This is a genomic window from Candidatus Amarolinea aalborgensis, assembly GCF_900491745.1.
Lineage (GTDB): Bacteria > Chloroflexota > Anaerolineae > SSC4 > Amarolineaceae > Amarolinea > Amarolinea aalborgensis.
In genome coordinates this window covers 44,411-64,192 of sequence record NZ_UETR01000009.1, presented here as the reverse complement: position 1 = coordinate 64,192, position 19,782 = coordinate 44,411, and the positions used below count along the sequence as shown (strand labels likewise).

9 protein-coding genes are annotated in these 19,782 nt (G+C 64.5%); 8 read left to right on the top strand and 1 reads right to left on the bottom strand.

The window, feature by feature from the left end; all coding sequences use genetic code 11:
* Window positions 1–3,461: 3,461 nt before the first annotated feature.
* Window positions 3,462–4,880: a type I glutamate--ammonia ligase gene (glnA, locus tag ACPQ6D_RS13390; protein ID WP_423224838.1), complete on the bottom strand. Its 1,419-nt coding sequence runs from the start codon at window positions 4,878–4,880 to the stop codon at window positions 3,462–3,464.
* Window positions 4,881–5,292: 412 nt separating this feature from the next.
* Between glnA and ACPQ6D_RS13385 the strand changes: the two genes are divergently transcribed.
* The 8 genes from ACPQ6D_RS13385 (at window position 5,293) to ACPQ6D_RS13350 (ending at window position 19,632) form a co-directional block, all read left to right on the top strand.
* Window positions 5,293–8,847, top strand: coding sequence for an OmpL47-type beta-barrel domain-containing protein (locus ACPQ6D_RS13385; protein WP_423224837.1), 3,555 nt, complete (start codon window positions 5,293–5,295; stop codon window positions 8,845–8,847).
* 21 nt (window positions 8,848–8,868) lie between these two features.
* Window positions 8,869–10,314: a tetratricopeptide repeat protein gene (locus ACPQ6D_RS13380; protein ID WP_423224836.1), complete on the top strand. Its 1,446-nt coding sequence runs from the start codon at window positions 8,869–8,871 to the stop codon at window positions 10,312–10,314.
* A gap of 8 nt (window positions 10,315–10,322) precedes the next feature.
* The gene (locus ACPQ6D_RS13375; RefSeq protein ID WP_423224835.1) at window positions 10,323–11,447 is read left to right on the top strand and encodes a sialidase family protein; all 1,125 of its coding nucleotides are present in this window, start codon (window positions 10,323–10,325) and stop codon (window positions 11,445–11,447) included.
* A 20-nt stretch (window positions 11,448–11,467) separates the two neighbouring features.
* Window positions 11,468–13,744, top strand: coding sequence for an ATP-binding protein (locus ACPQ6D_RS13370; protein WP_423224834.1), 2,277 nt, complete (start codon window positions 11,468–11,470; stop codon window positions 13,742–13,744).
* The gene (locus tag ACPQ6D_RS13365; RefSeq protein WP_423224833.1) at window positions 13,741–15,408 is read left to right on the top strand and encodes a glycosyltransferase family 39 protein; all 1,668 of its coding nucleotides are present in this window, start codon (window positions 13,741–13,743) and stop codon (window positions 15,406–15,408) included. Before ACPQ6D_RS13370 ends, ACPQ6D_RS13365 begins: the two co-directional genes overlap by 4 nt.
* The gene (locus ACPQ6D_RS13360; protein ID WP_423224832.1) at window positions 15,405–16,076 is read left to right on the top strand and encodes a gluconate 2-dehydrogenase subunit 3 family protein; all 672 of its coding nucleotides are present in this window, start codon (window positions 15,405–15,407) and stop codon (window positions 16,074–16,076) included. Before ACPQ6D_RS13365 ends, ACPQ6D_RS13360 begins: the two co-directional genes overlap by 4 nt.
* Complete coding sequence (locus ACPQ6D_RS13355; RefSeq protein ID WP_423224831.1) at window positions 16,073–17,710, top strand: GMC family oxidoreductase; 1,638 nt, start codon at window positions 16,073–16,075, stop codon at window positions 17,708–17,710. The genes ACPQ6D_RS13360 and ACPQ6D_RS13355 overlap by 4 nt, the downstream gene beginning before the upstream one ends.
* A 74-nt stretch (window positions 17,711–17,784) precedes the next feature.
* The gene (locus ACPQ6D_RS13350; RefSeq protein ID WP_423224830.1) at window positions 17,785–19,632 is read left to right on the top strand and encodes a glycosyltransferase family 39 protein; all 1,848 of its coding nucleotides are present in this window, start codon (window positions 17,785–17,787) and stop codon (window positions 19,630–19,632) included.
* Window positions 19,633–19,782 lie beyond the last annotated feature (150 nt).

The window sequence follows — 19,782 nt, the reverse complement described above, 5'->3', positions numbered from 1 at the left end:
GGTTGATCCCCCGGTGCGGCCAACCCTCGCAGGGGAATGTGGACATCACAGCGTTGGCGTGCGGCGCAGTGGCGTGACTCTGAGTGCGTCACCTCGCCGCAGCCCTGCGAGGGGGCATCCCCTTGCGCAGGCTGCTTCGACGAGACAGCGCCGGGCAAGCCAACAACGATCTCGACGACATCAGCTCCTTACCCGGCGGGCCTGCGCAAGGTTGATCCCCCGGTGCGGCCAACCCTCGCAGGGGAATGTGGACATCACAGCGTTGGCGTGCGGCGCAGTGGCGTGACTCTGAGTGCGTCACCTCGCCGCAGCCCTGCGAGGGGGCATCCCCTTGCGCAGGCTGCTTCGACGAGACAGCGCCGGGCAAGCCAACAACGATCTCGACGACATCAGCTTCTGACACGGCAGGCCTGCGCAAGGTTGATCCCCCGGTGCGGCCAACCCTCGCAGGGGAATGTGGACATCACAGCGTTGGCGTGCGGCGCAGTGGCGTGACTCTGAGTGCGTCACCTCGCCGCAGCCCTGCGAGGGGGCATCCCCTTGCGCAGGCTGCTTCGACGAGACAGCGCCGGGCAAGCCAACAACGATCTCGACGACATCAGCTTCTGACACGGCAGGCCTGCGCAAGGTTGATCCCCCGGTGCGGCCAACCCTCGCAGGGGAATGTGGACATCACAGCGTTGGCGTGCGGCGCAGTGGCGTGACTCTGAGTGCGTCACCTCGCCGCAGCCCTGCGAGGGGGCATCCCCTTGCGCAGGCTGCTTCGGCGAGACAGCGCCGGACAAGCCAACAACGATCTCGACGACATCAGCTCCTTACCCTGCGGGCCTGCGCAAGGTTGATCCCCCGGTGCGGCCAACCCTCGCAGGGGAATGTGGACATCACAGCGTTGGCGTGCGGCGCAGTGGCGTGACTCTGAGTGCGTCACCTCGCCGCAGCCCTGCGAGGGGGCATCCCCTTGCGCAGGCTGCTTCGACGAGACAGCGCCGGACAAGCCAACAACAATCTCGACGACATCAGCTCCTTACCCGGCAGGCCTGCGCAAGGTTGATCCCCCGGTGCGGCCAACCCTCGCAGGGGAATGTGGACATCACAGCGTTGGCGTGCGGCGCAGTGGCGTGACTCTGAGTGCGTCACCTCGCCGCAGCCCTGCGAGGGGGCATCCCCTTGCGCAGGCTGCTTCGACGAGACAGCGCCGGACAAGCCAACAACAATCTCGACGACATCAGCTCCTTACCCGGCAGGCCTGCGCAAGGTTGATCCCCCGGTGCGGCCAACCCTCGCAGGGGAATGTGGACATCACAGCGTTGGCGTGCGGCGCAGTGGCGTGACTCTGAGTGCGTCACCTCGCCGCAGCCCTGCGAGGGGGCATCCCCTTGCGCAGGCTGCTTCGGCGAGACAGCGCCGGACAAGCCAACAACGATCTCGACGACATCAGCTCCTTACCCTGCGGGCCTGCGCAAGGTTGATCCCCCGGTGCGGCCAACCCTCGCAGGGGAATGTGGACATCACAGCGTTGGCGTGCGGCGCAGTGGCGTGACTCTGAGTGCGTCACCTCGCCGCAGCCCTGCGAGGGGGCATCCCCTTGCGCAGGCTGCTTCGACGAGACAGCGCCGGGCAAGCCAACAACGATCTCGACGACATCAGCTCCTTACCCGGCGGGCCTGCGCAAGGTTGATCCCCCGGTGCGGCCAACCCTCGCAGGGGAATGTGGACATCACAGCGTTGGCGTGCGGCGCAGTGGCGTGACTCTGAGTGCGTCACCTCGCCGCAGCCCTGCGAGGGGGCATCCCCTTGCGCAGGCTGCTTCGACGAGACAGCGCCGGGCAAGCCAACAACGATCTCGACGACATCAGCTTCTGACACGGCAGGCCTGCGCAAGGTTGATCCCCCGGTGCGGCCAACCCTCGCAGGGGAATGTGGACATCACAGCGTTGGCGTGCGGCGCAGTGGCGTGACTCTGAGTGCGTCACCTCGCCGCAGCCCTGCGAGGGGGCATCCCCTTGCGCAGGCTGCTTCGACGAGACAGCGCCGGGCAAGCCAACAACGATCTCGACGACATCAGCTCCTTACCCGGCGGGCCTGCGCAAGGTTGATCCCCCGGTGCGGCCAACCCTCGCAGGGGAATGTGGACATCACAGCGTTGGCGTGCGGCGCAGTGGCGTGACTCTGAGTGCGTCACCTCGCCGCAGCCCTGCGAGGGGGCATCCCCTTGCGCAGGCTGCTTCGGCGAGACAGCGCCGGACAAGCCAACGACAATCTCGACGACATCAGCTCCTTACCCGGTGGGCCTGCGCAAGGTTGATCCCCCGGTGCGGCCAACCCTCGCAGGGGAATGTGGACATCACAGCGTTGGCGTGCGGCGCAGTGGCGTGACTCTGAGTGCGTCACCTCGCCGCAGCCCTGCGAGGGGGCATCCCCTTGCGCAGGCTGCTTCGACGAGACAGCGCCGGGCAAGCCAACAACGATCTCGACGACATCAGCTTCTGACACGGCAGGCCTGCGCAAGGTTGATCCCCCGGTGCGGCCAACCCTCGCAGGGGAATGTGGACATCACAGCGTTGGCGTGCGGCGCAGTGGCGTGACTCTGAGTGCGTCACCTCGCCGCAGCCCTGCGAGGGGGCATCCCCTTGCGCAGGCTGCTTCGGCGAGACAGCGCCGGACAAGCCAACAACAATCTCGACGACATCAGCTCCTTACCCGGCGGGCCTGCGCAAGGTTGATCCCCCGGTGCGGCCAACCCTCGCAGGGGAATGTGGACATCACAATGTTGACTTGTGACGACGGTGCGTGACTCTGAGTGCGTTACCTCGCCACAGCCCTGCGAGGGGGCATCCCCTTGCGCAGGCTGCTTCGGCGAGACAGCGCCGGGCAAGCCAACAACAATCTCGACGACATCAGCTCCTTACCCGGCAGGCCTGCGCAAGGTTGATCCCCCGGTGCGGCCAACCCTCGCAGGGGAATGTGGACATCACAGCGTTGGCGTGCGGCGCAGTGGCGTGACTCTGAGTGCGTCACCTCGCCGCAGCCCTGCGAGGGGGCATCCCCTTGCGCAGGCTGCTTCGGCGAGACAGCGCCGGACAAGCCAACAACGATCTCGACGACATCAGCTCCTTACCCTGCGGGCCTGCGCAAGGTTGATCCCCCGGTGCGGCCAACCCTCGCAGGGGAATGTGGACATCACAGCGTTGGCGTGCGGCGCAGTGGCGTGACTCTGAGTGCGTCACCTCGCCGCAGCCCTGCGAGGGGGCATCCCCTTGCGCAGGCTGCTTCGACGAGACAGCGCCGGGCAAGCCAACAACGATCTCGACGACATCAGCTCCTTACCCGGCGGGCCTGCGCAAGGTTGATCCCCCGGTGCGGCCAACCCTCGCAGGGGAATGTGGACATCACAGCGTTGGCGTGCGGCGCAGTGGCGTGACTCTGAGTGCGTCACCTCGCCGCAGCCCTGCGAGGGGGCGTTACACGTCGTAGTAGAGCGCAATTTCGGCCGGGTGCGGGCGGTTGCGCACGCCGTAGTATTCGTCGTACTTCGCCTTGGCCCAGTCGGCGATCAGGCCGGCGTCGAATACGTCATTTTGCAGCAAGAATTCGTGATCGCGCTCCAGCGCGTCGAGCGCCTCGCGCAGCGACGCCGGCAGCGGCTTGATTACCTTGCGCTGCTCCTCGCTCCAGGTGAAGATATTCTGGTCAATCGGACCGAAGCCAAGCGCGTGCGGGTCCATCTGCTGGCGGATGCCATCCAGCCCCGCCATCAACTGCACAGCCAGGGCCAGGTAGATGTTGCCGGTGGCATCCGGCGGCCGAAACTCGAAGCGCGCGGTGTCCGGTTGATCCGCGTATTTGGGCACGCGGATGGCGGCGCTGCGATTGCCCAGGCTGAAGAAGGCGTTGACCGGCGCTTCGAAACCCGGCACCAGGCGCCGATAGGAGTTGGTGGAGGGATTCGTGAAGGCGAGAACGGCGGGGCCATGATGCAGCAGGCCGCCGATGTACCACAATGCGGTTTGGCTCAGCTTGCCATAGCCGGCCGCATCGAAAAAGACATTCTGCCCCTGCTTGAACAGGTGCTGATGAAAGTGCATGCCGTTGCCGGCCTCGCCGTACAGCGGCTTGGGCATGAAGGTCGCCGTCTGCTCGTGCCGGTGCGCCACCATCTTGGTGACATACTTGACGATTTGGGTGGCATCGCCGCTGCGCACCAGGCCCATCATCGGCGTTTCGATCTCGCACTGGCCTGGCCCGCCCACCTCGTGGTGGTGATACTTGACCTCGATGCCCATCTCCTCCAGTTCCATGACCATCTCGCTGCGCAGGTTGAAGAGCTGATCTTTGGGCGGGATGACATGATAGCCGCCGTGGAGCGGGATCAGGTGCCCATGCCCGCCGCGACCGCTCTGCCAGGCAGCCTCTTTGCTCTCCACGCGGTAGGAGGCGGCGTTGACATCATTTTCAAACGCTACGCTGTCGAAAACGTAGAACTCATACTCCGGTCCCCAGCGGCTCTCATCGGCGATGCCCCAGGCGCGCATCGTCGCTTCGGCGCGAATGGCGATGTTGCGCGGATCGCGACTGAAGGGCAGTTTGGTGTCGGCCTCGAACGCCGTGCAGATGAAGCTGAGGGTGGGAACATCCCAGAACGGGTCCACGAAGGCCGTGGTCAGGTCGGGGATCAAGACCATGTCGCCGGACTTGACAGAGCGCAGGCCAACCGATGAGCCATCGAAGCCGACGCCGTCACGCATCAGGTGCTCGGTGAACTGGCTTTCCGGGACCGTGACATGGTGCCAACGCCCGGCCAGGTCGGTAAACTTGAGATCAATCATGGCAAACTGCTGTTTGCGCACAAAGGCTTGCGCCTCGGCAAAGGTGGTGAACATCGTCGTTTCCTCCTCGAACAAAAATTTCGGCTGACGTTTTTGCAAGGTGCCATATCATCCTAGCCCGTGTACGCGCAACCGGCAAGGGTATACATCATATAATCCGCTGCCAAAAAACCTGCGCCGATGTGGCAAATGGGGCGTGCAGAGCGGGGCCAAGCCGCGGCGCCCGCGCTGCGCCGCGGCAAAACTGACATACGCCCGCGTCACGCACTGGTGATGGATCGGCTGGCGAAGCTACGGGCGAGACGCCCGACCTCCCAGGCGGTGACGCTCTCCACGCAGTCGCTTTGCCAGCAGCCTTTGCAATGGTATAATGGCCCGCGACAGGATTCCTGTCACAGAGTCGGGACGGAGATGATTTGTCTTGCGCTGGCGCCCACAGCTCGTCCCAATCATGGCGAGTTTTGGCATGAAACGGATTGTCAGTACGATCATCGCCCCGCGCCTGCGCGGTCGCAGCGGGTGGAGCATTTTCTGGTTGGTTATCCTGCTCGGTGCGGGCGGGTGGAGCATCGCGCGCGCGACGCCAGGCGCCGTGGGCAGCGCGCTGACGATCACCGTCCTCAGCCCCAACGGTGGCGAGGCCTGGGCCGGCGGCCAGACGCACCCGATTACCTGGACAGCCACGGGCGTCATCACAGCCACCAATCCAATCACCCTGCTCGTTTCCTGGAACGGCGGCGGCAGTTGGACCCCCGTGGCAACGGACTTGGCCAACACCGGGGTTTACCAGTGGCCGGCGCCGGCGCAGAATGTGGCCGATGCGCGCATCCGCGCCATCGTGACTGAGGAGGATGGTGCGACGGCCAGCGATGACAGCGATCACGGCTTCATTGTGGACAGTCAGATTCAAGTGCCTGGTGGATTAGGCGCCTCGCCCTATCAAACCTGGACGCGCACAAATGCGTTCACCCTCACGTGGACCAATCCACCGGATTTATCCGGCATCGTGGGCGCCTATTACAAGCTGGATACAGAACCCCAGGGGCCAACCGATGGCATTTTCGTGCAAACGGCCCTGCCGATTATCCGCAACCTGGCGGCGCCCGGCGACGGCAAGCACAGCATCTACCTTTGGCTCAAGGATCGCGCCGGCAACATCAACGCGGCGCAGCGCAATGCGCTCCTCAACGCTTTCTGGTATGACGGCAGCGCGCCGATCAGCAGTGTGGAACTGAGCGGCGCCAGCGGGACGAACGGCTGGTATCGCAGCGGGGTTGACGTCAGCCTGAGCGCACTCGACCCGGATCCTGGCTCCGGCGTACAGGCCATCTACCATCAGATCAACAGTCAGCCTGTGCAAACCAGCACCAGCTTCAGCATTCCGATGTCCGGCATCTACGCACTGCGCTATGCCGCCGTGGATCGCGCGGGCAACCAGGAAGTGACTCGCACCCTCAGCATTCGCATTGACAACCTGGCGCCGACCAGCCAGGCCGCCATCAGCGGCGCGCCCGGCGCCGGCGGTTGGTATTTACAGCCGGTCACGGTTGAACTGACCGCCGCCGATGATCTGAGCGGTTTGGCTGGCATACGCTATCGAGTCAACAGCGGCGCCTGGATCACGGGCACCGAGATCGTACTGGATACCGATGGCGACTATCGCCTCGAATTCCAGGCCGTTGACCAGGCCGGCAACGTGGAGGCGGCGCAGGCGTTGCGCGTGCCCCTTGACCAAACCGCACCCTCAACCTCCTATCAGCCCGACCCGCGCGCCATTCTTGGCGACAACGGTTGGTACCGATCCGTCGTGACGATTACCCTGGTTCCGCTCGATCTCACCTCAGGCATCGCCAACACCTTCTATCGCATTGACGGAGCCAACTGGCAGACCAGCACGCAGTTCGTGCTCAACCAGGAAGGCGAGCACGTCATTGAGTTTTATTCCGTGGATGCTGCCGGCAACGTAGAAACGCCCTTCCCGGTCACGCTCAAGATTGACACGCAGGCGCCTGGCACACCAGCCCCGCCGCAGACCGCGCCAGCCTCGTGGACGCGTGATAACAGCTTTAGCTTCATCTGGAGCAAACCCAACGACCGCTCAGGCATCGCCGGCGCCTATTACAAGCTGGGCGCGCCGCCCACTGCGAATCAGGATGGCATCTTCCGCGAGATGCAAGTGGTAGACAACATTTCCGTGCCGGCCGAAGGCAGCTATGATTTGTATCTCTGGTTGCGCGACGGCGCGGGCAATGTAGACTATCGTCGAGCCGTGCGCGTGGCCAACGCCTTCCGCTATGATGCCACCGCGCCGCAGACACAAGCTGCGCTCAATGGCTTCATGGGCAACAACGGCTGGTATATCAGCCCCGTTACGGTCACGCTGACCGCCACCGACACCCTGGCTGGCGTGGGCAGCACCCTCTTCCGCGTCGATACCAGCGCCTGGCAAACCGGCACCACCGCCCTCATCAGCGGGGCAGACAAGCACACCCTGACCTATCTCTCGACCGATCTCGCCAACAATGTCGAGTCTCCGCATGTGCAGACCGTTCGTATTGACCCGGTGGCGCCAGGTCCGCCGCTGCAGGTGTCGGTTAGCCCCGAAGGCTGGAGTCATTTGAACAGCTTTTCCGTATCCTGGATCAGCCCGCCTGATCTTTCGGGCATCGCCGGCATTCACTACAAGTTTGATCTGGCCCCCGTTGGGCCGTATGACGGCGCATTCATCGCTGGCGTGGGCTTTGCCACGGGTCTCCAGGTTGCCAGCGAAGGCCAACACACGTTGTATGTCTGGCTAGAAGATTTCGCTGGCAACGTGGATCACCATCAGCATGTGCGGCTGGAGAACGCGGCCCGCTACGACGGCACTCCGCCGGTCACTGCTTTTCGCGCCGCCGGCACAGCCGGCAGCAACGGCTGGTATGTCAGCCCGGTCGTCGTGACGCTGACGCCAGCTGACGCCGGCTCTGGCGCAGCTCTGACCCAGTATCGCATCAACGGCGGCGCGTGGATCACAGGCACGCAGTTCACCCTGGGCTATGATGGGCGACACACCATCGAGTATCGCTCGTCCGACATCGCTGGCAACGTCGAATCGCTGCAGCAGCGTATCCTCAACATAGACGCTACTGCCCCCACCGCGCGCATTGAAGCTCTGGCGCCTTTCCAGGTCACGTCAACCTTCACCTTGCGCTGGAGCGGCCGCGACCGCCCAGGTTCCGGGGTGACTGGCTATGATGTGCAGACGCGAACCGGACGTAACGGCGTGTGGACCACCGTGGCGACCAACACCCAATCCACCTCTATCCAGGTGACAGGCCAGGTGGGACAAACCACCTACGTGCGCGTACGCGCGCGCGACGCGGCCGGGAATGTGGGCGCGTACAGCGGCGGAAATGGCGACAGCGCCACTTATATCAACGGCGTCAACAACGGCGAGTTTGAAACTGGCAGTTTCGGCGGTTGGCAAACCGCAGGCGCACTGCCAACCAGCCTGGCGCCTCCGCCTGCGCCTGCGCCCGCGGGCACAGGCGCGTACAGCGCCTTGCTGGGCAGTCCCGCCTACGGTCGCGGCTATCCCAACCCGGTCGTGCCCGTTGGCAGCGGCGCAGTCAGTCAAACGGTGACCGTTCCGCTGCTGTCCGAATGGCCGCAAATGCGCCTGTCCTTTTGGTACCGCGTTTTCACCTATGACGTGGTGTACCACCCGGGCCGCCAAAAATACTATGATTCGTTCGAGGTTTACATCTTGAGCAGCACGGGCGTCACTATCACACGGCTGCTGCAGGATGGAAACAACAATTTGAACCTGGTGGGGCCTGACAAACCCGTGGTTGACCTGGGCTGGAAATTCGCCAGCTTTGATCTCGCCCCGTATGCCGGGCAGACGATCAGACTCTGGTTTGGCAACTTCAACCGGCAAGATGGGTACTACAACACCTACACCTACCTGGACAGCGTGAGAATCACGACGCCGGTGCGGCGCACGATGTATCTCCCGCAGGCCGGGCGGCGACAGTGAGTGTAAGGACAAGTGGTGGTTATGGCCGTATCATCGGCAGACCTTGAGCAGCTGCATGCCCAGGGCATGGAACACTATCAGCGTCGCGAATGGCGACTGGCGCTGGAGCATTTTACGCGCCTCAAAAAAATGCAGCCGGCGCGCCAGGGCCTCGACGAGTTGCTGGACGAAGTACGTTGGTTCCTGCAGCTGGAGTCCATGGAATCGGGCGCCGCCGCCGGCAGCGTCGCCGATGCCGCTCCTGCCGCCAAACCCCACAGCGCGGCGCAGTCCGCGCGGCGGCGCTGGCTGCTGATCGCGCTGGCCGCGGCGATCGTGGTTCTGCTGGTCGCGTTCTTCATTCCCGGCGGCATACGGGACAGTTGGTTCAACGGCAAACAGCAGCAGATGTCCGTGCTGTACAATCGCGGCATTGCACTGCTCAGCGCGGGCGACTACGACGGCGCCATCCGTGATTTCGAAGCCATTTTGCAATTGGCGCCGGGCAATCTGCAAGCGCAAGCGGAGCGTGATCGTGCGACGCGCCTGCGCACCCTGGCGCAGCTCTATGCACAGGCCAAGGCCGCCATCGCCGCCGAACAATGGGACGCCGCCGCCGGCTATCTGGACCAACTGCTGGCGCTTGATCCTGCTCAATCCACCGACGCGCAGAGCCTGGCCGCGCAGGTCAAACGCCAGCAAACCCTCTTGGGCTTCTATAATGCCGGGCAGCGCTTCTATGACCAGGGTCAGTGCCCCGAAGCCCTGGCGCAGTTCGAGCAGGTGCGCGCGCTCGACGCTTCATTTCGCGCCGAAGGCGTGCAAGAATACCTCTTCAACTGCTATCTCAACGAAGGCCGGGCGCGCATCAGCGCCGCGGGCGCCTCTGAAGACAATGTCAAGGCGGCCATTGAGAGCTTCGGCCGCGCGCTGAGTCTACGCCCCAAGAATGTGCAGGCCACCGAAGAACGGCAGTTGGCGAGCTACTACCTGGACGGCGTGCGTTCCTACAACGTCGGCGATTGGAACCAGGCTGAAGGACGCCTGCGCACGGTGTACGACGCGCGCAACACCTATGCCGGTGGGCAAACCGCGCAGCTGCTCTACCTGATCTATTTGCGCCGCGCCGATCAGTACATGGCGCTCACGCAGTATGTGGCCGCGCTTGAAGATTACCGCCGCGCCCTGGCCCTGGAAGTCAAAGACAAGACGACCGCGCAGAGCGGTGAAGCGGCCGCGCTGCAGGCGCTGGCTACGGCCACTCCAACCCCTACGCCGACGCGCACCCCCACGCCCACGCGGACGCCGATCCCACCGACGCGGACGGCAACGCCGACGCCGATTCCCCCCACACGCACGGCGACGCCCACCGTGCCCCCCACGCCAACGGACGTGCCGCCGCCCACAGCCACGCCTGTGCCGCCGACGCCGACGCCGATTCCCCCCACCGACACGCCGGTTCCCCCCACGCCGACGCCGATTCGTTGAGAAAGCCGATGACTTTGCTGCATCAAACGCCGCCGTGGCGCTACCTGATGCTCGGTTCACTCCTGTTTTTCTTGCCCCTGCTCGCAATGCAGCTGGCAGCCACAGGTTCTGCATGGCAAACGGTTGGCCTACCTGAGCAGAGCGTGCGTCACGTGGCGACAGGATTTGCTGACGGGTTGTTCTTCTACTACGCATGGACGCCCACCGATGGGCTGATGCAAGCCAGCGCCAGCGCGCCTGGCGGCGACGCTGAGCGCACCGTGTGGCGCTCGATTGATGAGGCGCTCCCCGGTAATGGCATGTGGGGTGCGCCTGAGCTGCATCGCCTGGCCGTGGATACCCACAACGGCCGTCATGTGCTGGTGACGCTGGCCGCGGACAATCAATCCGGCCTCTACAGCTCAACCGATGGCGGAGCCAATTGGCAGCTGATGCGCAGCTTTGCCGGCAGCGATCAGAATCCAGTCGTGGGGCTGGGGCCTTTGGGCGCGGTGTACCTGGCGGACAACCAGCGTCTGCTCGTGAATCTCGATGGGGGCAACCTTTGGCAGCAAACGCCCACCTGGCGCGCCGAGGTTGGGCCAGCCACGGTCATCCTCGTCAGCGAAGGCCGCAGCGACGGCGTGGTTGACCCCGCGCAGCCACAGGTGCTGCTGGGCACCGCGGGCGGCTATATTCTGCGCCTGCCATCCCCGCTGGCCGACCATTGGGAAGAGAGCCAACGGCTGGCAGCGGGCGCGGTGACGTTATTGGCCGAGGCGGCCGCCCAACCAGCTCACCTCTACGCGTGGGGGCAGGGCGCCCTATTCGCCAGCACCGACGCCGGCGCCTCCTGGGCAGCCATTCCTTACTCGATGGATGGTGTGGGGCCAATTGCCCCATCTGCGTCGGCGGATGAAGTCCAGGCGCAAGCGCTCGTGGTGACCGCCGACGACCCGGCAACGCTCTACCTGGCGCTTGCCGGCGCGGGCATCATGGTCAGTCATGATCGCGGCTTTTCCTGGCAGCCTCTCGACCGCGGCCGGCGGCCTGGCGCTGTCCATGCACTCACCTTCGATCGGCGCGGCAGTTACCTGCTGGCCGCCACTGATCAGGGCATCTGGCGCTTTCCCCTGTTCCCGGCAGCCCGCTGAGCCGATTCTTCTTGGATACCATGGCCACACGTACAACGCTTGCTGCATTCGACTCTCCCAACCTCATCATGGCCTATCGCCAGGAGCGGCTCATTGGGGTGCCCCTACGCTGGCTGCTGCTGGCGCTGGGCGCGGTGATCGTGCTGACGGCCGATTTCTCGCCCTTTGGCGGCGGTCTGTCGTTGGCCTGGCTCCTCTACGCGCTCGTGGCGCTGCTCTCCACCGTTCTGACCTGGATTACGGACATTCGCCCCGCCGCCTGGCTCTTGTGGTTTGGTTTCAGCGCGGATGCCGCCTTCATCAGCTACCTGATCACCATCAGCGGCGGGGTAGTCAGCCCCATGTATCTCCTGTATGGCCTCCTGGCGCTCAAAGCGGTTCTGTTGGCGCCCGCGATACGCCAGGAAATCGCCTGGCTGCCCTTCGCGCTTGGCCCACTGTACATCCTCGTTTTGTGGTATTATCACGGCAACCTGGGCTTTCTGCGCGAGCAGAGTTTTCTCATACGCTATGGACTGCTGTGGGGTTGGATTCTGGCCGGCAGCCTGGCGACATGGTATGTGGCGCAGTGGCAGCATCGGGCGCACAGTCTCAATGATGCCCTGGCCCGCCAAGAGAGCGACCTGGCGCAAAAAACGAGCGTCCTGCAGCGTACGGCCACGGACCTGGGCAAGCGCGTGCTCGAACTGCGCACCCTGCAAGAGGTCATGCGCTCGCTCACCTCCACGTTACGGATGGAAGAAGTGCTGCAAGTCATTGTGGGACGCCTGGCCAACTTACTCGGCGCGAGTCATTGCGCGGTCGCCGTCCTCGACCAAGACGGCCGCCGGCTCATGGGCAGCATCACGACAGATGGCGGGCAGGCCCTGGCCGAGCAGTTCGAAATCATCCTGAACGACGAGCCGGCCACGGCCGAGGCCCTCACCAATGAACAGCCCGTCATGGTGGGAGACGCTGCGGCCAGCCGCGCCGTGGGCCAACAAGCGCTCTTCGGTCGCTGGGGCATGCGCTCATGCCTGGTGATTCCGCTGCTCGCGCGGCAGCGCCCGATTGGCGCGCTCTACCTGGGCGACAGCCGCGCCCATGTCAACTTTGGCGAACCAGAGCGCCAACTGGGCCTCTCATTCGCCTACTTTGCCGCCACCGCGATTGAAAACGCCCAACTTTACCAGGAAGCCTGGGAAAAGAGCAGCGAATTGGAGGCTGTCGTGGTGGGCATTGGCGATGGCGTGCTGGTGACGGATCCCCACTTGTGCCTGCTCTTGATGAATCCGGTCGCGATGCGCATTTTCGGCGTGCTGCACGTCGCCACCGGCGTGCCCCTCTCGTCGCTCGTGGCGCACAGCCCACTGCTGTCCGTCATCGAAGAAACGCTCAGCAGTACACAGCAGCCGATCGTGCGCGAAATTGAGCTGATCACCGCGCGCGATGGCCGTGCACATACCTACCAGGCCCTGGCATCTCCGATGTCCAGCGTAGGTGGCGCTCGCCGCGGCGTCGTAACCGTCTTGCGCGACATCACCGCGCGCGTGGAGTTGGAGCGGATGAAGACCAACTTCCTCAGCGTGGTCTCCCACGAGTTGAAGACGCCGCTCCATTCCATCAAGGGCTTCGTTGAGATCATCCTGATGGGCAAAACTGGCCCGGTCAACGATCTGCAGCGCGACTTCCTGGGCACCGTCAAGGAACAGACCAACCAACTGCAGCGGCTCATTAGCGACCTGCTGGAGTTCAGCCGCATGGAGGCAGGTCAAATCAAGCTGCGCATGGAGCAGGTTGATCTCGGCGACCTGGTGGCTGACGTGGCGACCAAACTTGGCCCCCAGGCCGCCAATGGCAGAGTCAACATCATCAACCAGGTTGCGCCAAGTTTTGCCACTATCGAAGCAGACCCCATGCGCGTCGAACAAGTGGTTACCAACCTGGTGGACAATGCCATCAAGTTCACCCCGCCCGGCGGCGCCATCCGCGTGCACGGCGAGGAGGAAGCCGACGCCATCGTGCTGCGCATTAGCGATTCAGGCATTGGCATTCCACCCGAAGAACAGCAGCGTATTTTTGATCGCTTTTACCAGGTAGATGGCGGCTCCAATCGCCTGTACAAGGGCACGGGCCTCGGCCTTTCGATCTGTAAGCACATCGTGGAGCATCACGGCGGGCGCATCTGGGTTGAAAGCCCCGGCGTGAACGGCCAGGGCGCCACCTTCTGCTTTCGCTTGCCGCGGCGCCATGCCGGTCGTGAGGCGGTGCTCGACTTCACCCATTTGCCTGAACCCGGGGCAGAGCCGCAAGCATGATGCGCAGCAGGCAACCACAAATAGCCGTACCGCTCGCATTGGCCTTGATCACGCTGGCCGGCGCTCTGCTGCGCGTGCCCGGCTTTCTCAGTCATCCGGTCGTGTTGACCGAGGGTACGACGTATGTTACAATCGCCCGCAATCTGCTGGCCGGTCATGGCTATGTCGGCATTCTCGGCGCCGTGGAGCCGTTTGCTCCGCCGCTCTATCCGCTGCTGATCGCGCTCGTCGCCGCGCTGAACGGCGATGCGCTGGGCAGCGCGCGGCTGATCTCGCTTCTGGCCGGCGTTGCGCTGGTCCCAGCCGCCTATCTGCTGGCGACCTGGCTTTTCGATCGCCGCGCAGGTCTGTGGACCGCGCTGCTGGTCGCCGGCGCGCCGCTGCTGATCGAATACAGCAGCCTGGAATGGAGCGAGACGCTGTACGCCCTGCTGCTGGTTCTGGGGTTAGCCTGGGGCTGGAGAGCCGTCCAATCAGGTCAAGGCCGGGCCGCGCTGATCGCAGGTCTGTGCCTGGGGCTGGCCTATCTCACCCGCGTCGAAGGCGCGCTGGCGCTGGCGCTGGTCGCGGTGTGGCTTGGCCTGCGCCGTTGGGCCGCGCCGCGTCCATCCGCACGCCGCAATGGACGCGCCCTGGGCCGGCAGATGGTCGCGCTGCTGGGCGCGTTTGCCCTGGTGGCCGCGCCCTATGTCCTGTGGCTCAGCTTAACGCTCGATCGAGTCGCTTTTGAAAGCAAGAGCAGCCTTAATTTTGTCATTGCCGGGCGCATGGCCCAGGGTCAAAGTTATGTGGATGCGGCCTATGGCCTGGACGCTGACGGGCGACCCTATGGCGTTTTCCTCGAGCGCACCGCGCAGTTGAGCCAGCCGCAGGCGCTGGATATGCCGCCGTTGTGGTCCGCCGGCCGCCTGCGCCAACTGGTGGACGGGCTGCGCCGCGTGCGCCAGGAGATGCAGCTTTACCTGGTCTCCCCTTGGTTCCTGGCGACGATGGCGGTTGGCATCATCAGCGCCCTTGCCTTCGTCGGCCGCAGAGACCCATCGTCATCGCCAACCGGCGCGGATCGCGCGACCGGGCGCGCGTCCACCCTCTATCTCGGCTCTTTCCTGGGGCTGGCGCTGCTCACGGTAGCAATGGTGCCGCTGGTCTACACCCGCTACCTGTTCCCCCTGTGGCCGCTGTTGGCTGCGTGGGCTGGCAACGGCCTGGCCTTCGCGGAAAGCGGCCCAGGGCTGGCGCGGGCGATTCCTGCGCGCGGGCGCACAGTCCTCACCGTGGCGGTCGCCGCGGCCTTGCTGCTTTCCCTCCCGCGCGCAAGCACCGTCAGCAGTCGGCGCGCAGTGGATGGCGACCAGCAGCGGGCCGGGGCCTGGCTGGCGCAGCAGGCGCCGGGCCGCAGCCTGCGCATCCTGTCGGTGCACAGCCAGATTCCTTTCTATGCCGGCGGGATTCATGTGCCGATGCCTAATGGATCGCCGGCGCAAGTGCTGAACTATGCAGACGCCGCGCGCGTGGATGTCATCATCGCCTCGCCGCGCAAATTGGCTGCCCGGCCCGGGCTGCAAGCCTGGCAAGAGGGAGCGGCGCTGCCCCCGCCCTGGCAAGCGGTCTATCGAGACGCGACCGCGGTCGGCGGCGATTTGGTTATCTGGGAGAAACCGTGAATCATCAAAACGACATGCCGCGCCGCGTCTTTCTGAAACGCGCCGCGTTGGTGAGCGGCGCCTTAGGCCTGGCGGCTGCGGGCATCGGCGGCAAATTGGTGCTAGACAACCAGGGGCGCGCCGCGATCATTGACGCGCGCGAGCGTCTGCGGCCCACCGGCGGCATTGCCTGGCTCACCCAAGAGGAATATGTCCTGCTGGGCGCACTGGCTTCGCACCTGGCGCCATCGGACAACCATGGACCAGGCGCGCCTGAAGCGCAGGTGGTTGACATCGTGGATCGGCTAATAGCCACTTCGGCTCACCGCCGCGCGCTGTACGCGCCAGGACTGCTGGCCTTCGATGAGTTAGCGCACCGCATGCATGGCGCGGTCTTCGTCGAACTGACGCGGCCCGAGCAGCAGGCGCTGCTGGAGGCAGTGGACCAGATGCAGCAGAATATCAACCGCACGACGACAACGCTGCCGGATCGTGTAGAACGCAAGGCGCAAGATCTCTTCCACGATTGGGAGGGTCTCGGCCCGGCGTTGAACCTGTTCCCGCAGCTTGTCAACGATGTGATGCAGGCGTTTTACACCAGCCAGGTCGGTTGGGATTGGCTGGGCTACGACGGGCCTCCAATGCCGCGCGGCTACGTGGGGCGCCTGGGGAATTGCGCGTCATCATGAGCGACCTCATTCAGAAACCGCGTTTCTTTCAGCCGCGCGCCCGCGAGATGACCGATGTGGTGATCATTGGCTGCGGAGCAGGCGGCGGCGTACTTGCCAAAGAACTGGGCGAAGCCGGCTTGCGCGTCATTGTGCTCGAAGCCGGCAAGCGCTTCAACCCCTACGTGGACTATCGCACCACCGAGCGCGACTTCGAGGTTTCTGCCACGCGTGTGTTCGACCCCGAAGACCCGCGCCGCGATCTGTACACCTCTGGCGGCGCCGACTGGTTCAACTACAGCCGCGCCAAAGGCGTGGGCGGTTCGACGCTGGTGTATGTCGGCGTGTCGCCGCGTTTCCATGAGTCCGACTTCCGCGTGCGCAGCGCCGATGGGGTGGCAGACGATTGGCCGTTGACCTATGCCGATCTGGAGCCGTATTACACCCGCGTGGAGTATGAAATCGGCATCTCGGGGCCGTCTGGGGCGGAGGCCAATCCCTTTGACCCGCCGCGCAGCCGGCCATTTCCGCTGCCGCCCTTCCCCTACAACTGCGCCAGCCAGGTTATCAAGCGCGGCGCCGATCGCCTGGGTCTGCACATGGTTCACTCGCCCGTGGCGCTGCCCAGTCGTCCCTGGAACGGCCGGCCGGCGTCCGTACAGTGCGGCGGGTGCCGACTGGGCTGCAAGATTGGGGCGAAAGGCAGCATTGACGTGACGTACGTACGCAAAGCCGAAGCCACGGGCCGCGTTGACATTCGACCGCAGTGCATGGCGCGCGAGATCACGGTGGGGGCGGATGGCAAAGCGCGCAGCGTCATCTATTTTGACGCCGACCGCCGCCAGCAAGAAGTGGAAGCGCGCGCCATCATCATTGCGGGCAACGCGGTCGAGACCCCGCGCCTCCTGTTGCTGAGCCAGTCGTCTCGTTTTCCCAACGGCCTGGCTAACTCCAGCGGCCTGGTGGGCAAATACTTCACGGAACACCTGGCTGTCTTCACGTACGCGGTGTTCGACGAACGTGTGGATACCTACCGCGGCATCCCGGCCGGCGGCATGATCCAGGATTTCTACGCGACGGACAAACGCAACAACTTTGCGCGTGGCTTCACCGTAGAAGTGAACAACGGCTGGCAGTGGCCCTTCAGTGTGGCGCAGCGCGTGCCAGGGTGGGGCGCCGGCCACAAGCAGCGCGTCAAAGAACTGTTCGGCCACATGGTCGGCCTGGCCTCGGTGGGCGATCAACTGCCAGACCTGCGCAACGAAGTCAGTCTGGACCCGAACGTCAAAGACCTGTACGGCCTGCCTGCGCCGCGCATCCTCAATGAGCCGCGCGCCAACGATCAGGAGATGCTCAAAGCGATTCGTCGGCGTTTCGATGAGGTCCTGCAGGCCGCCGGCGCGCGAGAAATTTGGGAGCCTGAATACCGGCCGGGCGGATCGTCGCACTACCTGGGCACCTGCCGCATGGGCAGCGATCCGCGCACGTCCGTGGTGGACCCCTGGTGTCGCACGCACGATGTGCCCAATTTGTTCATCGGCGATAGCAGCCCCTTCGTCACCGGCGCGGGCGTCAACCCGGCGCTGACGATCTCCGCGCTGGCGACGCGTACGGCCGAGGGCATCATTGCCGCGTTCAAGCGCGGCGAGTTGTGAAGAAGTTCGTTTGGCGCATATTCAGATCAATTACCCATGCGCGGCGCGCAACCAGGAATGAAAACAGGTAATCCGTGGCGATCCGTGTTCATCTGCGGCGCTTGCTCAAATCAATGAGGGCTGCGCGCTTTCCAGTTTTGGCGGGCGGTGTGCTGCTGCTGGCGCTGTTCTTACGCGTGGTCGGGTTGACATGGGGCTTTCCGCACAGCTTCAACGTGGACGAGTCGCACGTGATCTACCTGGCGAGCCAGTTGACGCAGCGTTTTGCGCAGACCGGCTCACTCGATCCACAGGCATCGTCCTACGGCGCACTGCCGTTGTACCTGTTGGCGCTGAGCACCGTGCTGGCGGACCAGGCGCTGGCCTGGCTCAAGACGCTGATTGCGACGCCGTTCGATTCCGCGCCCATGCTCTACATCGGACGTTTGTTGGCTGCCCTGTCCAGCACAGCGACCGTCGGCTTGACTATGGCGCTCGCCGGCCGGCTGTATCCCCATCCGGCGAACGAGGCTGCCGGCCGCCGCGTCGCGCTGGGGAGCGGCCTGCTGCTGGCGATTTGCCTGCTGCCGGTGCGCGAGGCGCATTTTGGCACGGTGGATTCGCTGCTGGTCGCGCTGATGATGTGGACGCTGCTGCTGGGTGAACGGCTGGCGCGGCGAGGCGCCTGGCGCGACTATGCGTTGACCGGCGCCGCCGTGGCGTTGGCCATGTCGGTCAAAATCGGCGCCGGGCTGCTGGCCGCGCCGGTTCTGGCGGCGCACCTGGCGCAGACGCGCCGCCAGTTCAACCGCCCAGCCAGTTGGGGAATTCCGCAACTGCTCCTGTGCGGACTGGTGGTGGTGGGCCTTTGGCTGGCGCTCAACCCCTACGCCGTGCTCAATCCAGCCACCTATTTCGATCTCGATCGTAACGACAGCGTACGCACGCAAAGCCTGGTCGTGGCCGGCAGCTTGCCCGTGCTGTATACCGCCCAATTCGACGGCACACCGCGTTTTCTCTACGCGCTGACTAACTGGCTGCGCTACGGATTCGGTCTGCCGCTCACCGCGCTGAGCCTGGCGGCAGTCGGCGGCGGGTTCTGGCGGCTGTGGCAAGCGCGACGCGGGCGGCCCGCCGTGGTAAAATCACACGCAATCGCCCCTCCAGAATCGGAGCGCCCACCTGCCTGGTTTGCCGACGCCTATGTCCTGACCTGGCTGTTGGCCTATACGGTCGTGGCCGGCGGCGCATACGCCAAGTTCATACGCTACGCGCTGCCCCTCGCGCCGCCATTGTGCATCCTGGGCGGCCGCCTGCTGGCCGACTTGTGGGCTGGATGGCGGCCTGGAGCGCCGAAACTGAGCTGGCAGACGATGAGCGGCCGTGCCCTGGCGTTGATGATCGCGGCCGCGGGGCTGCTGCATACCCTGGCCTACGTGCAGATCTATCGCCCACCCGATGTGCGTCTGCAAGCGGTCAGTTGGATTCAGCAGCAAGCGCCGGCCGGCGCGTCCATCCTGGTGGAAAAAGACGAAGGGCTGCTGCTGCACAAAGCAGAGAGCGAGTACGGTTTGACTGGTTACAACTGGCGGGTCTGGAATCCCTACGAGGTTGACGGCGTAACCAGTGTGCGTTACCTGGCGCCGTCCGTGTCGCCAGGGCAAACCGCGGCCTACCTGGGCAGCTTGCTGACAACCGATTATGTTATCGTAGGCAATAGCTGGGCCGAACGCTTCACAGCCGCGGCCGCGCGCTTTCCGGCGCAAGCCGCCTTCTATCGCCGCCTGTTCGCCGGTGAAACCGGGTATCGCCTCGTCAAGACATTTCGCGTCATTCCGCAGCTCGGCCCATGGGCCTGGGACGACAGCGGCGCGGAGCTGACCTTTCGCCTCTTCGATCACCCGGCCGTTTTCATCTTTGCAGCCGCGGGGGTAGGAGATTAGGGATTGGAGACCAGAGATCGGAGACCAGAGATTGGAGATCGGAGACCGGAGATCGGGAGTGAGTTGGCCGCGTGGGAATGCGAATGCAGGACGATGGCGTTGAGATTTTGGTCTTGCGATTTTGGTCATGGTATACTGCATGCGGGAATG

Excerpts from the sequence above, each read along its gene's own strand:
- glnA (WP_423224838.1), bottom strand. The coding sequence starts at position 4,880 with ATGTTCACCACCTTTGCCGAGGCGCAAGCCTTTGTGCGCAAACAGCAG.
- ACPQ6D_RS13385 (WP_423224837.1), top strand. The coding sequence starts at position 5,293 with ATGAAACGGATTGTCAGTACGATCATCGCCCCGCGCCTGCGCGGTCGC.
- ACPQ6D_RS13380 (WP_423224836.1), top strand. The coding sequence starts at position 8,869 with ATGGCCGTATCATCGGCAGACCTTGAGCAGCTGCATGCCCAGGGCATG.
- ACPQ6D_RS13375 (WP_423224835.1), top strand. The coding sequence starts at position 10,323 with ATGACTTTGCTGCATCAAACGCCGCCGTGGCGCTACCTGATGCTCGGT.
- ACPQ6D_RS13370 (WP_423224834.1), top strand. The coding sequence starts at position 11,468 with ATGGCCACACGTACAACGCTTGCTGCATTCGACTCTCCCAACCTCATC.
- ACPQ6D_RS13365 (WP_423224833.1), top strand. The coding sequence starts at position 13,741 with ATGATGCGCAGCAGGCAACCACAAATAGCCGTACCGCTCGCATTGGCC.
- ACPQ6D_RS13355 (WP_423224831.1), top strand. The coding sequence starts at position 16,073 with ATGAGCGACCTCATTCAGAAACCGCGTTTCTTTCAGCCGCGCGCCCGC.